We start from the raw sequence: 15831 nt of genomic DNA on the forward strand, positions 1-15831 counted from the left end.
ATACAAGCTCTCTTCTCCCATCCCAAGTGCCCTTGAGATTAAGCATTTCTGCCTACTTTTTAAAGATACAAGCCTGGGTGAAGGTCTGCAGGACCGCAACCCGGGTTTCACTTCCTTTCACCCAGGCTACTTGCTAAGTTTAGATAAAAACTATGGGTTTCTATAGATATTATGCTAACTCCTCAAAATATAAATTCCTGGCAGGTCTGAGACTAAAGGACCACTTTTTTCTCAATTTCCATGGCTGTTGTGTTTTGCACGTCAACTAATCTCGATAGCTCTTGCAAATAATTTTCGTGACCATTTTCTGCTGCGATTGTCTGGACTGTGCTACCGAGTTTATTGGGGATGGTAAAATCTATTGTAGGGAGATATTCATAAATTAAATCTAATAGAGCGATGTCTCCCTTCGCCGCCGACATATGCAAAAGGGCTTCATAGAAGATATGATCCAAATTATGATATAAATTATTTTTAACTCGTAATTCGGCGGTCACTCTCTGCCAATGCTCTAATAAAATAGCCAGATCAATGGCTAAGAGTTCAGACCAATGGGAATGCTTGTCAAGTCTCATATTTTTTCTAGTAAAGAATCTTTCTAAATCTTCTTGTACCGCCGCAGAAATATCAGGAAGATAATCCTGGGCCAATTGACACAATGCCTGCATACCTCGTTCAAAGGTATATTTTTCTTCTGATTGCAAAACAGGCAATTTATCATGAGACAGTGCCTTTTCAAGGGTATTATCACCAGAGACCCCAACGACAGAACTGGCAATATGGAATAAATAATCATAATCATGGTCGTTTAGATTAAAATCAGTCAAAATTCTAATTGTTCTCTTAGGTGAAGTAGAACCCGCTGAGTCCAAAACCATCGTTCGACTATTTCCATTCGAATTGATTTCAATGCTAGCAATTCCTAAATCCTTCAAGTGATGAAAATGAGGATCCTGAATCAAGAGTGCTTCAAAAAGAGGGACCAGGATCTCATCTTCGATAACTCTTGTGGCTGATAAACGTACATGACTCGCTTCAAGTTCCTGGGTAAACTCCATCTTACATCGCGGATGAAAAAGATTGTTATAATTATTAATATAAAAAGTAAGATCACTACTGCCAGCCAGAGATGGTTGTTCAAGGCAGAAGTATATAAATTTCATAATACTCATTTGTGATTGTAAGTAAGCTGGGATTAGCTGGTTAGTACGCAGAAACTCTGTGGCGGTTTCTTCTGAGGGTGTCGATTGAGGGTCAGAGTGACCTAGCAGTACACGCATAAAATCAGTATTTTCTAGCGTTAGGATGGCTTCTGCCTTATTCATTTCAAGAGGTGCTTTGATTTTAACGCCATAGCAATGGGTTTTATCCTCTAGCCCCATCCACCGATCATTAATATTTTTTAAAGCACTCACAGGGCGATCTCTCTCATCCACCTGGCTCATGACACTAAACATCGCTGTGGTACGTAATCCAGCTTGTTCACTAATATTTACGATAGGGATATTCGGTTGGCAAAATTTTAATAAAAGGTCTTTTTGCTCTTTTGTTATGGCAGTTGAAATTTGGAAAATACTCAAAGCTCTGTTAAGCATTTTTTGCAACTTGTTGTTGCTAGCTAAAAATTCTTCGAATAAGGGTATCAAATCAGGTGGGTAACGACCATCAACGGTAAATATAAAAGGTTGCAATCCAGGGCAACGCTCTTCAATTTTATTGACGACCATCAGCCTCTTTTCACTAAGACACAACACCAGGGGAACGACTCTGATGCCTAATTGGGTAGTCAAGGGCATAAAGGCTTCCATAATATCCAGCAGGTGATTAAAGTCCCCTATGCCATCGAAATGGATATAATTGGTTAAAATGACAGTCGGTTGCTTTGCTGCGGTGGGAAAAAAAACTGGTCTTTTTTCTCTGCGCATAGGATAAGATCACTGTTTGGAATAATTGTTTAATTATAATCCATTAATTATCTATGCACACAGTGATATTAATGAGCAATAAAAAGGGGCCTGTAGCCAGCAACGGCCTGTACAGTCTGAGCGGCGTGGTTGTTGCTAACAACTCAAGAGGTGGGAATTTTCGGGTTGCTCATAATAGTCAGTAAGCAAAGAAAGCAATAGCTCTCTGGCAATAAAGGGACTGTCCTTTGCTCTTATCTGATCATTCAAAAAGGAGGTAGCTTCTCTGTTTTATTGATATCGCAGCCCAAATAATTAACCTTGACTTCCCTGGGCCGGGCCAACAGCTCAAAGGCCGCTACTTCAATGGCTGTACCACAAGCGATGCTAATCACATTGTAGATTCCAGATATTACCAAGATTGATACGTCTTAGAGATGCCCCATCTTATTTGGGCATGGATAGGCATCGTTTTAATGAGGAAGTTCGCTCTAATTTACTGGAAATACCTATTGGTAATCAGGGCGTAGCTTTTGATCGACTTGATTTAGATGCCTGGGTCGACGATTATATCCACTGTAGTGGTCGTCCTGCGGTAACCAAACAGAGGAGTTTGGAACAATGGGACGAAAAAAATCGCCCGCTCTCTTTAAAAGAGGTGAGTACTAGCATATTAGTAAACCTAGCCTGCGTGAAGGTCTGCAGGACCGCAACCCGGGTTTCACTTCGTTTCACCCAGGCTACTTGCTCTCACTATTAACAGTTTGAAAGGGTTAAAAGTCCTGTAATAGTGCAATTTCGTTTTAGATTTTGAACACAGATTCCGAAGAAATCCCGAAGGGGATTTTTGGGGATTTAGGATGTCAAGTGTAACTTGTTGATTTTATGGCTTAAATTGGTGGGCCCACTAGGACTTGAACCTAGGACCAACGGATTATGAGTCCGCTGCTCTAACCAACTGAGCTATGGGCCCGAAGAGTTGCCATTGTAATGGTAATAACGCTTTAATTCCACAAGATTTTTAGTTTTTTAGCCTGATTGTTGAGGAAAACAGGCGTATTCCCCAACAATCAGGATACCATTAGGTGTCATCACCCTCGAGGAAGCTACGGAGCTTCTCTGAGCGGGAAGGATGGCGCAATTTTCGTAAGGCTTTTGCTTCAATCTGGCGGATCCGCTCGCGGGTCACGTCAAATTGTTTACCCACTTCTTCCAGCGTATGATCCGTATTCATCTCGATACCAAAACGCATACGCAATACTTTCGCTTCGCGTGGCGTCAGGGTTTCCAGAATTTCCAGCGTGGCTTCACGTAATCCTTCTGCGGTGGCGCAATCAATCGGCGATTCAATATTATTATCTTCAATAAAATCACCCAAGTGTGAATCGTCATCGTCACCGACAGGGGTTTCCATTGAAATAGGTTCTTTCGCGATTTTTAATACTTTATGTATTTTATCTTCGCTGAGATCCATTTTCTCTGCCAGCTCTTCCGGTGTTGCCTCGCGCCCTGTTTCTTGTAAAATCTGGCGTGAAATTCGATTGAGCTTGTTAATCGTCTCAATCATATGCACGGGAATACGAATCGTACGTGCCTGGTCTGCAATGGAACGCGTAATGGCCTGACGAATCCACCAGGTAGCATAGGTTGAGAACTTATAACCACGGCGGTATTCGAATTTATCAACGGCCTTCATTAGGCCAATGTTGCCTTCCTGAATCAAATCAAGGAACTGTAAGCCGCGGTTGGTGTACTTCTTGGCAATTGAAATCACTAAACGCAAGTTGGCTTCCACCATTTCTTTCTTGGCACGGCGGGCTTTTGCTTCGCCAATAGACATCTTGCGGTTAATATCTTTAATTTCAGCAATGGTTAAACCATATTCTTCTTCAAAGGCAACCAGTCTTGATTGGAGGCGTTTGATTTCTTCGCTATATTCTTCAATGCGCCCTATATCCAGCTTTTTCGCTTGCTTACTAATCAGCGTCTCAAGCCAGCTCATATCCGTTTCCTGACCAGGGAACGTGTCAATAAAGAGCTTGCGGGGAATGCGCGCTTTTTCAATACAAAGCCGCATGATGCTGCGCTCAAACTCGCGAATATGATTTCGTAATTGTCGGAAGTGACGAGTTAAGCGATCAACTTGCCTTGACGTTAATTTTAACTTCAAGAACGATTCGGACATCACATCCAGCAGTTCGATGGTTTTTTTAGCGGTACGGCCATTGGCTTGCATCGCCACCATCGCTTTATCAAAATTCTCACGTAATTCATCGAAATAAATCTTGGCTTGTTCAGGATTGGGGCCATCGTCAGCTTCGGCCAGGCCGCCTTCACCTTCTTCATCCTCTACATCGACATCACTAACGATTATGTCTTCCTGTTGAGATTCGTCGAGCATGGAACCGATATTCGCTGGTGGTGCTTCTTCATCGTCATCGGCAAAGCCGCTAATGACTTCACTAAGACGTATTTCTTCAACCAGAACCCGCTCATAATCTTCAAGGATAAGTTGTATCGTTTCAGGATAATGCGCCAATGATTTTAAGACTTGATAGATGCCTTCCTCAATGCGCTTGGCAATGCGTATTTCACCTTCGCGGGTCAAGAGCTCGACAGTACCCATTTCACGCATATACATTCGCACGGGATCAGTAGTACGTCCTGTCTCTTTATCCACAGAAGCAAGAACAGCCGCAGCTTCTTCGACATCCTCGGGTATTTCTTCAGTGTTACCCAGCAGCGCCAACTCGTCATCACTGGGAGGGAGTTCGAATACTTTGATATTCATGCCTTCCAACATAGAGATGATGACATCAAAATGTTCCGTATCAACGATATTGGGTAGCAGATCGTTGATCTGGGCATAAGTTAGGTAATTCTGCTCTCTACCTAAGCTGATGACTTTAGTGATTTGCGAGCGCTGTTGTTCTTGGTCATTCATGGTCATAGGCACTTATCGGGTGAGTGATTACAAAAAGGTTTTGATTATAAACCCCAGATGACAAACATGCCAGTATATTCTGCGTTAATTTTTGTCATGGGCTGTTTGATGCCGTCGTTGCAACATTTCTTGCAATGCCAGCCTCTCTGAAATAGTTAAGCCCTGATTTCTGGATTTTGCAATGTATTGGTTAATTTTATTTTCTAAATTCTGCTTTTGTAAGAATAGAATAATATCAATAAATTCTTTCGTTAAAGCCTGTTCAGGGACTTGGTGTTCCCACGCTGCTAATTTGCTAAGCGGCTCAAAGAAAGCGGTATCACGCCACAGTTCAATAAGGGACGCTGTATTGCTTTCAGGATATTGAGCAATATGCTGGAGTAACTTTTGCAGAATTTCCTGTTCTTTGCTGTCAACCCATTCAAAGCTTATTTCGGATGGGCATGCGGCGAAAACCTCCGGGTGCTGGATAAGAAGTGCAATGGCCAGCCGAAGAGGCGAGCGGGTAATCGTCTTGATATCGTTTATTTTTTCACTGCCCTGATCCTGAATAAGTTGGCTAATACGATGATTTTCGATACGCGTCATGCGGGCTATTTCATCCACCAATAATTGCTTATAGGGACCTTCTTGCATTTTGAGCAGATAAGGTTTGGCGGCGTTGATGAGCTGGCTTTTACCCGCAGCACTGTGGGTATCAATCGCAGCAGCGATGGTATCAAGGAAAAAACGGTTTAAAGGCGTCGCTTTTTGCAGGCGTTCCCTAAAGGCATTTTGGCCTTCGGCACGAACCAGGCTATCGGGATCCTGGCCTTCGGGTAAAAAAATAAAACTGGCATCAAGGCCATTATTTAAGTGCGGCAAGCAACTTTCCAAGGCTCGCCAGGCGGCTTGTCGACCTGCTGCATCACCATCAAAACAAAAAATCAGCTGTTTGGTATGCTTGCTCAGGAGTTGAATATGGTAAGTACTCGTTGCGGTTCCCAAGGCAGCAACAGCATTGGTTATGCCGTATTGGGCCAGGGCGATTACATCCATATAGCCTTCAACAACCAGGATGGCATCAATGGTAACCTGTTGTTGCAGTATTTGATGTAAGCCATAGAGCTCGCGGCTTTTTTGAAAAAGGGTTGTTTCGGGTGAATTCAAGTATTTAGGTTTTTGGCTGGCATCAATGGCTCGTCCACCAAAACCAATAATCCGGCCATGCCGATCATGAATGGGAAACATAATTCGATGGCGATAGCGATCATAGGTTTTGCCATCTTCTTTTTGAATAAGCATGCCCGTCGTAATCAGTTCGGCTTTATTGCTTTTAAATTGAGTTTCTAATGTTTGCCATCCGGGTGGTGCATAGCCTAATTGGTATAATTTGGCTATTTCGCCGCTAAGGCCGCGTTGGCGCAGGTAGTCAATCGCAATTTGCCCCTGACTTTTCAACGTTTTCTGATAAAATTGACTCACGCGATTTAATAACTGGTAGAGGCTCAGCGATTGCTGATTTTTTTCGGAATCGCCTTCTCGGGGTACTTGCATCCCTAGTCGGGAAGCCAGGGTTTCAACGGCGTTCGTGAAGCCTTGATTGAGATAACTCATCACAAAACTAATGGCATTACCACTCGCACCACAACCAAAGCAGTGATAAAACTGTTTTTTCGCGACAACATTGAAGGAAGGGGTTTTTTCGCTATGAAAGGGACAACAGGCTACAAAACTATGGCCACTTTTTTTAAGCGGCACATACCCATCGATCAACTCAACGATATCTGTTCGATGGAGGAGTTCGTCAATGAATGGCCGCGGGATTAAGCCAGACATGATAGCAGGCTAACTCAGTCGGGCCTTTATCATCGCACTAACCTTGCTCATATCAGCCCGCCCTTGTAATTGCGGTTTAAGCTGCGCCATTACTTTACCCATGTCACTCATTTTTTCAGCGCCTACATCAGCAAGAGCTTGGGCGATAAGCGCTTCAATATCAGCTTCAGACAAAGGTTCAGGTAAATACTGACTGATAAGATCCAATTCAAATTGTTCCTGCGCGACTAAATCATCACGTCCCGCAGCTTGGAATTGAGCAATTGATTCTTTGCGTTGCTTGGCAAGTTTATCGAGGATGACAAGCATTCGCTCTTCATCAACAACAATTCGCTCATCAACTTCAACTTGCTTGACTGCAGCAGTAACAAGACGCAAGGTATCCAGCGTCTTTTTGTCTCTGGCACGCATGGCGTCTTTCAGATCGTTACTAAGGCGGTCTTTAATAGTCATAATTACTTGCGTCTATGCTTAACGTTGCGACGAGCAGACGTATCACGAGAAATTTTCTTAAGATGACGTTTGACTGCAGCAGCCTGTTTGCGTTTACGCTCAGCAGTAGGTTTTTCATAAAACTCGCGACGACGTAACTCAGTAAGAATTCCAGCTTTTTCACAAGAGCGCTTGAAACGACGTAGTGCGTATTCAGGATTTTCGCCTTCTTTCACACGAACGGTAGGCATTAATTTAGTCCTCTGATTTAATTGAACACAATAGGCTGGCAATTCTAGTGCCAGTTGATGCAATCGTCAAGTTTATTGTCACTTAGATTTGCAGAGTTATTTGTGAATTCGCTTATAATGGCTCTAAAAACTTGTTTTACCCATGGTTTATACGGGATTTCCTGGCCTGAATGGAGTTGTCGATAGCAGAGAAAAGGAGACTTCTTTAAAAACCTGCGCGGTTTAGAGGTCTATTGTATTTGTTTTTGGCGTTCGCTGCCTCTTTCCGTATAATTGATGGGCATGATTTGAATTGATAGAGGTGTTGATGCGAGTACTGGGAATAGAGTCATCCTGCGATGAAACAGGCGTGGCGATTTATGATTCTGAAAAAGGCTTGGTAGCGCATGCACTTCATTCTCAAATTGCGACTCACCAGAGTTATGGTGGTGTCGTACCGGAATTGGCCTCACGTGATCATGTCAAATATTTAGTCTCCTTGGTGGACGAGGTTTTGCAGCAGGCCAATCTGGATAAAACGGCTATTGATGCGATTGCCTATACGGCAGGGCCGGGCTTGATTGGCGCGTTGCTAACAGGGGCCTGTTTTGCCAAGAGTTTAGCGTTGGGCCTCAAAAAGCCTGCTTTGGCAATTCATCATCTTGAGGCGCATTTATTGGCGGCAAAACTGGATTCCCCGCAGCTTGATTTTCCTTTTTTAGTGTTGCTGGTTTCAGGGGGGCATACCCAATTAATAGAGGCGCGGGGTTTGGGGGATTATCATTTATTGGGGGATACGGTTGATGATGCAGTGGGTGAAGCCTTCGACAAAACGGCGAAACTGATGGGTATTCCTTACCCGGGAGGCGCTATTTTGGCAGGATTGGCTGATCAGGCAGTGCCTGAAACGGGCCATTCATTGCCCCCCTTTCCACGCCCTATGACGGATAGGCCCGGGCTGGATTTTAGTTTTAGTGGTCTTAAAACACATGCACTGACGACCTGGAACAACAGTGCCAAAGATGATAATGCCAGGGTCTTGATAGCAAAAGCCTTTCAACAGGCAGTGGTCGATACCTTATTAATTAAATGTAAGCGAGCTTTGCAACAGACTGCAAATCGCCGTCTGGTTGTTGCTGGCGGCGTGGGTGCCAATCGGGCATTGAGAACGTCATTAAAAGCATTCATGCAAGGATTGCCGGGAGAGGTTTATTTTCCCCGCACCGAATATTGTACTGACAATGGTGCTATGGTGGCGTATGCCGGGTATTTGCATTTGGCGCGTGGGGAAAAGGATAGTAGCCAGGCCATCGACGTCAAAGCGCGGTGGCCTTTGGCTGAACAGTAAAACCTTTTTGCCAGGAGTCCTTTTTGCAAGAGGGTTTTAGGCCTTGGGCTTTTTAGTTACTTTCTTCCTGGGGCTTTTAGGCTTCTCTTTGGGCGCTGCAGTAGACGCCTCACTGTCCAGAGCCTGCAAGTGCTTTAATTCCTTCTTGTGCTCCAATTCTTCAGCCCGCTCTATTTTCTCTTCTTCAACCTGTTCTTTCAAGGCGGCGGTGATTTCTTCATTGAGCGAATGGCTTTCAAAACGAATTTTTGGTTCTTCACCATCGATTAAGCGAGTAATATTCTCACGATGTTTATAAAGGATAAACATGGCAATAAAGAGCAGGGGGGGCAAAGTCTCCATACCGCTCATGGTGACTATGGCATAAACAGGAGCTAGCGCAATGGAAGCCATGGAGGCTAGAGACGAATAACGGCTAAAGTTGGCAACCAGAAGCCAGGTCGCAATCACCATGACTCCCAGAATAAAATGGAATCCTAATAAAGCACCAATCGCGGTAGCAACGCCTTTGCCGCCTTGAAAATTAAAAAAGACGGGATACATATGTCCCATCACTGCAGCAAAACAGGTAAAGCTGATGGTAGCGGGCCCTGCTCCCAGTGCTTTGGCTAACACGACCGGTAGAAGGCCCTTTAGCATATCGGCTATCAAAACAATGAGCGCATATTTTTTGCCTGCCAGGCGTAATACATTGGTTGCCCCTGGATTTTGTGAACCTGTAACGCGTGGATCAGGGAGAGAAAAAATACGGCTGACGATGACTGCAGAACAGACTGAGCCAGCTAAATAAGCAATAACAACGACAAAAATAAATAGCAGGGCGCTTAACATGATGCCTCCTAGCAAAAGAAAGATTCATTATCGAGGAAAGCAATATACTTGTGAAGTTTTTATCACAACCTAAAGAATGAAATTATAAGGAAAGTAAGTCAGAGGGAAGGCGTGATGTTTATTCATTGAACATATTGATTGCAAAAAACATTTTCCCTATTAATTAAACAGGTTGCCGCGCAGGCGGGACAGAACAGGAAACAGGGTACAACGCCCAGGCAATGACAAAACTGAAATGAAATAACCCACTTGTCGGTTATTAAAAATGCTTAGGGACGATAACCGTATTAGTCGGGCAGAAATAAAGCCTGTAAATCATTAGTATAACGGCGCCCCAACGGGGTAATTTGCCAAAACTGCTCATCCATGGTGATAAGTCCCTTACTGGCTGCATGGACTAAAAGAGGGCGTAAGCGGTCAAAAGGGAGTCCCGTACGTTCGCTAAAGAGAGTGTGGGGGATGGCCTGTTCCAGGCGCGTCGCATTGAGCATAAATTCGAACAACAAGGAATCAGGTGTAACTACTTCTCGCTCAACAAGAAAGGCTTTATCTAAGGCGAGATAATCGGCTGGTTGTCGTTGCTTCCTTGTACGATAGATGGTTTGGCCAAGCGATATTTTTCCATGTGCACCAGCACCAATGCCATAATAATCCCCAAAAAGCCAGTAATTTAAATTATGTCTGGCCAATTTTTCTTGTTGGCAAAAGGCTGAAATTTCATAGCGTTTAAAATCGTGGGCAGCCAATAATGCCAATCCCTGTTCTTCCAGCGTACAGGCCTCTTCCTCGTTAGGTAAAGGAGGGCGTTTCTTATAGAACACAGTATTCGGTTCAATGGTCAACTGATACCACGACAAATGCTCGGGTTGATGGGCCAGTGCTTTATGCAAGTCTTCTAACCCCTCCGCAACGGATTGCCTGGGTAAGCTGTACATGATGTCGATGTTGATATTATCAAAGCCTGCCTGACGCGCTGCTGCGATGGCTTTATGGGCTTGCTGGTCATCATGAATACGTCCTAAGGCCTGTAGATGAATGGGGTTAAAACTTTGTATTCCCAGGGATAGTCGGTTGATACCTAAGCGACGATAGTCATTAAATCGTTGCTGTTCGACTGTCCCGGGATTGGCTTCAAGCGTAATTTCAATGTCAGTCGAGAATTCCACTAATTGCTGTAATTGGTTAAATAAAGAGTCATAGGCCTGGGCTGAAAATAAGCTCGGTGTCCCGCCCCCAATAAAAATACTATGAATTTTCCGGGCAGGAAAATGGTCAAGATCCGCTTTAAAATCAGCAAGCAAAGCCTTTACATAAGATTCTTCAGGCAAGGATGCGGGACTCTTATGAGAGTTAAAGTCACAATAAGGACATTTACGGATACACCAGGGTATATGGATATACAAAGAGGTAGGGAACATCGTTTTAAAAATCAGACTGGCTTGTTGAGAAAGGCAATAGTATCATGACGGAAATTTTACCACAAAATCCTGAGCTTTTGATTCTTACAGTGAATTTACACAATTAACTCTGGGATAGCGTGCGAAAGGTAATAGGTGAGAATGCGGGAAAAACCAGTCTGCACACAGAAAACAGTGATTGCCAAGTCATCACTGTTTACTATCGAGCAAATGCATCTTCGTTTTGCTAACGGTGCAAAACGGGTGTATGAACGTATACGTAGTCATGGCCATGGAGCAGTGTTGGTGGTGCCCATTACGCCAGGAGAATCCTTGCTGTTAGTGCAGGAATATGCTGCAGGTACTGATTCTTATGAATTAGCGTTTCCTAAAGGGTTAATTGAAAAAGGGGAGTCTTCCCTTGATGCGGCGAATCGCGAATTGCGTGAAGAAGTGGGTATGGGAGCAAGGCAGTTGGACTGGCTCAAATCCATGACATTAGCGCCAGGCTATTTTGGGGCGCGTCTTGAGCTGGTTGTGGCGCGTGAATTATACACGGCTCCTTTGCCTGGGGACGAACCTGAACCGCCAGTGGTCGTGGAGTGGCCCTTAAGCGCCTGGAAAGAATTGTTGGCGCGGCCGGACTTTTCTGAAGCGCGTAGCATTGCGGCGCTTTTATTAGTAAAACAATGGTTAAACGAGGAAAAAAATCATGAACAATCGCGTTAGAGTTGCTGTAACCGGGGCTGCGGGGCAAATCGGTTATGCTTTGCTGTTTCGAATTGCCTCTGGTCAAATGTTTGGTCCCCACACTGATGTGGAATTACATTTACTCGAACTGGAACAGGCTTTGCCAGCACTGGAAGGCGTCGCAATGGAGTTGGATGATTGCGCTTTTCCTTTGTTGAAACGTATTGTCTGCACGTCTGATCTGAATGAGGCTATGCAAAGCGTTAACTGGGCTTTACTGGTTGGTTCTGTGCCACGCAAGCAAGGAATGGAGCGCTCTGATTTATTACAAATTAATGGCGGCATTTTTACTAAACAAGGCCAGGCTATTAACGATTATGCTGCGGATGATGTGCGTGTCTTTGTTGTTGGTAACCCTTGTAATACCAATTGCCTGATTGCCATGCATCATGCGAGGGATATACCGAATGATAGATTTTACGCAATGACCACCCTGGATGAGTTACGTGCACGCACCCAGCTTGCCCAAAAAGCAGGGGTTGATATTACTAAAGTCAGTCAAATGACGATTTGGGGTAACCATTCTTCAACTCAGTACCCTGATTTTTATAACGCGAAAATTAATGGGTTACCAGTACCGACAGTGATTAAAGATGAGGCGTGGCTAAAAGATACTTTTGTGAGTACCGTTCAGCAACGTGGTGCAGCAATTCTTAAAGCACGTGGATTGTCTTCGGCTGCCTCGGCTGCAAACGCGATTATTCAAGGGGTTAACCATTTGGTGAATGATACGGTAGCCAATGAATCTTTCTCGGTTTGCCGTAGCTCTGAAGGGGAGTATGGGGTGGATGAAGGTTTGATCTTCTCATTCCCTTGCCGCCGCGAACACGGGGAAATTCGTGTGGTGGAAGGCTTGTCGTTTAATGATTATGGTCAAGCCAAATTCGATGCAACACTGGATGAACTACGTCAAGAACGTGATACGGTGAAGGCACTTGGGTTATTGGATGACTAATGTTTTTACCTGCCAGGAGTGCTTTTCGGCACTCCTGATCCGCGCTTCTTCAAAATAATCCGCTGTTGTGAAATAACAAAATTAATCATTTTTCTTGTCTTTGCTAATAATTGCTTAATTATTTGTCATCTATACTAATCTTAAGTTACCTACTGATTCCTCATTATGGCTACATTTACTGGGTTTTGTTTTGGTACTGGTGAAAAAAGTACCATGAAGAAAAAGAATATCATTTCTCAATTTTCCGAGGCTATACCTCCTGAGGACAGATTTGTACGAGAGGGGCCTGGCATGTTGGGTAAAGAAGTCACACCCAATGCAAAAGAATCGGTAAACGACGTTGTAAAATGGTTACTTAAACAAGAAGATGATAAAAATACCCTTAATTTAAGCGGTTTTAGCCGTGGCTCCGTGACTTGTATCGAGATTGCCAATCGGTTGAAAAAATTGGAATTGGCATTAGAGGCAGAGGCAAAAAAAGATAACTTAAGTCCAAAAGGAGCTGAAGTTCTAAGAAAGTTAAAGAATTTAGAGATTAATATTTTTGCTATGGATCCCGTTGCCGGGATGAGTGACAAAGGGGTAATGGACAGGAGAGTTATTCCGGATAATGTAAAGAGTTATGTAGCCGTATTACAAACGGATGAAATGCGTCGCGATTTCAAACCGCAAGATATGACACGGGCTATTATTGCCTCACCAAATACCCAGGTATCTATGCTCCCTATGTATGGTAATCATTCTGATACGACAAAGATTAAGAAGGATAGCATGCAGAGTGGTGCAAAAATTATGTGGCATTCTCTTTATCAATTTTTAACCCAACATGGTACGACTTTTAAAGATGGCAAAATGCCGCAGATGGTTACCAGCGATCCAAAAAAAGCAGGGGATCCCTATTCTGACATATCGCAATTCCCTCCCGAAACACAAAGTAAAGAGATGTTGAAGTTATTTAATCAACATCATCAAGAACGGGAGGCTTATTTGAAGTCGGGTAAAACAGTGAAGCTTGTAGATGGAATACCCGTGCCTAGGGATGTGAGAAGCTTAAACAATCATCTTGATTTTTATGTAAAAAATTCTGATTTTTTTGTTAACCAACTTGAGCGGGAGTTGTTTAAAGTATCTTACCCTAAAGTCTTTAACTATTTATTTGAACAGAATCAGAAAGATCCCCATTTTCCTGATGACAGTGCTTCCAAGACTGAAGATGTGATTAAGGAATTAAAGCAATTAAAAGATGAAGATCCGGCGCTTTTTGATCGTTTGAGTGCGCGTGGGGTTGGCTTGGATGAACGTCAAGAGCCAACTGTGGGTGAGCCAGGTGGTGTGTATTCTACAGAACCTTGTTCTACGGTGAGACAAATGTTCCCTGGCATGTTGCCAGAGGGGGCGAAAAATCTTGATCCTGATGTCGCTAAGTTGGCAGCTCTTGAAAAAGACGTTTATCGACTTACTTTTAAATATGAGCGAGAAAAATCGGAGTTACTTGCTTTTTCACAAAGAAGTCAGGCTGGTAAAGCGCAAGCGTTACGTGATGAAGTGAAAAACATCATTGAAAATGAACCTGGCTCACCGCAAGATAAATACGATAAAGTTTTAAATAAGGTTGAAGAACATTATAAACATTTGACGGAAGCAGCAAGTGTTAGCCAGTTACCCCTCATGTTACGTGGGTTATTAGCGAAACATGATCGCCATTTTCAAGTGAAAGAAACCTCCGTGCCACGAATAGTCATGGCAGAGTTTATTCACGCCGGGCTTAGTTTGCTTAAGGAAACAGTTGATTTTACTTTTAGTTTAGGCCATCTGGGTGGCGGGGTTTTATCGGCTGTAGGGACAGCGTTGCAAGATTTTGGTAGACGTTGCAATGATGTGATAGGAAAAGTGGGTTGGAACCCTCTCAAGGGCCTTGCTTCAGCGGTTTCCTATGCGTTTGAGGGAATTGGTTTTGCTATAAAAAACAGCTTTGGTTTAAAACCTCTTGGCAATCTTATTAAAACTGCCGTTAGTGATATTCGGGATGAGGCGGTCAAAGCAATCGGTCCAGTTAAAGTAGAAAAAGTTGATTCGACAGAAAAATGCAGGCAAATCAAAAAGGACCTCCATGACATCCAGGAAAAGCCCAAAGAGCCCGAGAGGGATAACAAACTGGATGGCGGCGGCCTGGCCTTTAAAGGTTAAGGAATTGTTAAGAATTCCTTAATCTTTCCCCTGTTAGACTGATTCGTTTGAGTTTGAGCTAATGATGGGGGAAATAAATGCTTGAGTTTTACCAGACGCAACAGGCGACACAAGATTTCTTAACGACGTTTCTTGCTCTATATCCTGATGAGTTCCCCAATAAAGATGACTTGATAGCACTTACCAGCCTCCAAAGTTCTCTTTTAGAATTTCTGATAGGTGCAGTGAAAAACCCTTCTTCTACTCCAGAAACTTCAATGAAAGTATGGGAAGATTATTCCAGGAATTATCGTGAGCAACAACGGTTATTAGCACCTGTTGTTTCAGCAGAGTATGCCGAATACTATTTACCAGAGCTTGTATTACCTGCAACTCAAATCAAGGAAGAAGAGGAAGAAGAGGAAGAAGTCCTGGCGCAGGGATCCATTGGATTTCAAGTAGACGCGCCGCCGTTTATAAATAACAACCTTCTCGAATTTGACACCGACTCTTCTTTACAACAGCCATTGATTACTTCAACGAATAATCGCGTCATTCGCTCTAATCGGCACAGTCGTTTAGCAGGTCCTTATGCCTTCTTCCCCTTACCAGAAAAAACGGATAAAACGAGCAAAGAGGGGGAAAAATATGCGCTCTATGAACAACAACTTGAAAATTTAAAAGAAAGAAAAGAGTTTCTTTCTGTCGAGGAGAAACAAGAGCTCAGGCGTTTGTCTAATCTCTTATCTGCCCGCAAGTCGCGAGTTCGTAAGAAAGATCATCTTCATGAGCTAGAAACCGCGATAGTCGAAATTAAAGAGGAAAATGAAACCTTGCAAGCGGCTTGTCACCGTCTCAGTAGCGAACAACAAATGCTAAAAAGAGAGCTGGCTCAGCTAATGTCAATGGTTGCCCAGGCAGGAATAGATCCAGAAAATTGGCTTCAACAGAGTATGGTTTCTCCTGTCAAGAACGAAGAAGAGAGTTATCATACACCCTTTCAGCCGGATTAGATGGGGAGAGGGTATTCACTCATGACAAGAGCGGCTTAGACCG

Annotated in this window: 13 protein-coding genes and 1 tRNA gene; 6 read left to right on the forward strand and 8 right to left on the reverse strand. The window is 43.6% G+C overall.

The genetic code is table 11. The features are described 5' to 3' along the window. Positions 1-212: 212 nt before the first annotated feature. Positions 213-1925, reverse strand: coding sequence for a hypothetical protein (locus tag ACN4Z1_RS02190; protein ID WP_228363030.1), 1713 nt, complete (start codon positions 1923-1925; stop codon positions 213-215). Between the two features lie 400 nt (positions 1926-2325). Here ACN4Z1_RS02190 and ACN4Z1_RS02195 point away from each other — a divergent pair, with 400 nt between their 5' ends. Further along, entirely contained in the window at positions 2326-2664 is a 339-nt protein-coding gene (locus ACN4Z1_RS02195) for a hypothetical protein (RefSeq protein ID WP_419388134.1), read from the forward strand. A 136-nt stretch (positions 2665-2800) separates the two neighbouring features. Here ACN4Z1_RS02195 and ACN4Z1_RS02200 read toward each other — a convergent pair. The 5 genes from ACN4Z1_RS02200 to rpsU form a co-directional block, all read right to left on the reverse strand. Beyond that, a tRNA-Ile gene (locus ACN4Z1_RS02200) sits at positions 2801-2877 on the reverse strand. 108 nt (positions 2878-2985) lie between these two features. After that, positions 2986-4854, reverse strand: a complete 1869-nt coding sequence (rpoD, locus tag ACN4Z1_RS02205) for an RNA polymerase sigma factor RpoD (RefSeq protein WP_115222044.1) — start codon at positions 4852-4854, stop codon at positions 2986-2988. A 78-nt stretch (positions 4855-4932) separates the two neighbouring features. Then, the gene (dnaG, locus tag ACN4Z1_RS02210) at positions 4933-6666 is read right to left on the reverse strand and encodes a DNA primase (RefSeq protein ID WP_228363028.1); all 1734 of its coding nucleotides are present in this window, start codon (positions 6664-6666) and stop codon (positions 4933-4935) included. Positions 6667-6675: 9 nt separating this feature from the next. Continuing rightward, positions 6676-7119 carry a GatB/YqeY domain-containing protein gene (locus tag ACN4Z1_RS02215; protein WP_115174573.1) on the reverse strand — a complete coding sequence of 148 codons (444 nt, stop codon included), beginning with the start codon at positions 7117-7119 and terminating at the stop codon, positions 6676-6678. Between the two features lie 2 nt (positions 7120-7121). Then, a complete protein-coding gene (gene rpsU, locus ACN4Z1_RS02220; RefSeq protein WP_026069641.1) occupies positions 7122-7349 on the reverse strand; it encodes a 30S ribosomal protein S21 in 228 nt (75 codons plus the stop codon). Positions 7350-7656: 307 nt separating this feature from the next. On the opposite strand from rpsU, the gene tsaD reads away from it, so the two are divergent. Beyond that, positions 7657-8676 carry a tRNA (adenosine(37)-N6)-threonylcarbamoyltransferase complex transferase subunit TsaD gene (tsaD, locus tag ACN4Z1_RS02225; protein ID WP_228363027.1) on the forward strand — a complete coding sequence of 340 codons (1020 nt, stop codon included), beginning with the start codon at positions 7657-7659 and terminating at the stop codon, positions 8674-8676. Positions 8677-8712: 36 nt separating this feature from the next. Here tsaD and plsY read toward each other — a convergent pair whose 3' ends face one another. Together plsY and hemW are read right to left on the reverse strand one after the other, a co-directional pair. Continuing rightward, positions 8713-9507, reverse strand: coding sequence for a glycerol-3-phosphate 1-O-acyltransferase PlsY (plsY, locus tag ACN4Z1_RS02230; RefSeq protein ID WP_115222040.1), 795 nt, complete (start codon positions 9505-9507; stop codon positions 8713-8715). 287 nt (positions 9508-9794) lie between these two features. Further along, a complete protein-coding gene (hemW, locus tag ACN4Z1_RS02235; RefSeq protein ID WP_228363026.1) occupies positions 9795-10925 on the reverse strand; it encodes a radical SAM family heme chaperone HemW in 1131 nt (376 codons plus the stop codon). A 141-nt stretch (positions 10926-11066) separates the two neighbouring features. On the opposite strand from hemW, the gene nudE reads away from it, so the two are divergent. From nudE to ACN4Z1_RS02255, 4 genes are all read left to right on the forward strand, one after another. Further along, positions 11067-11633 carry an ADP compounds hydrolase NudE gene (gene nudE / locus ACN4Z1_RS02240; protein ID WP_115222038.1) on the forward strand — a complete coding sequence of 189 codons (567 nt, stop codon included), beginning with the start codon at positions 11067-11069 and terminating at the stop codon, positions 11631-11633. Beyond that, on the forward strand, positions 11617-12609 hold the full coding sequence (locus ACN4Z1_RS02245) for a malate dehydrogenase (RefSeq protein ID WP_228363025.1): 993 nt from the start codon (positions 11617-11619) through the stop codon (positions 12607-12609). The genes nudE and ACN4Z1_RS02245 overlap by 17 nt, the downstream gene beginning before the upstream one ends. Positions 12610-12774: 165 nt before the next feature. Beyond that, a complete protein-coding gene (locus tag ACN4Z1_RS02250) occupies positions 12775-14796 on the forward strand; it encodes a DUF5621 domain-containing protein (protein ID WP_228363024.1) in 2022 nt (673 codons plus the stop codon). Positions 14797-14873: 77 nt separating this feature from the next. Beyond that, a complete protein-coding gene (locus ACN4Z1_RS02255) occupies positions 14874-15788 on the forward strand; it encodes a bZIP transcription factor (protein ID WP_228363023.1) in 915 nt (304 codons plus the stop codon). Positions 15789-15831 lie beyond the last annotated feature (43 nt).

Origin of the sequence: Legionella sp. ST3F1, from assembly GCF_048553315.1 — a bacterium.
Taxonomy (GTDB): Bacteria; Pseudomonadota; Gammaproteobacteria; order Legionellales; family Legionellaceae; genus Tatlockia; species Tatlockia donaldsonii.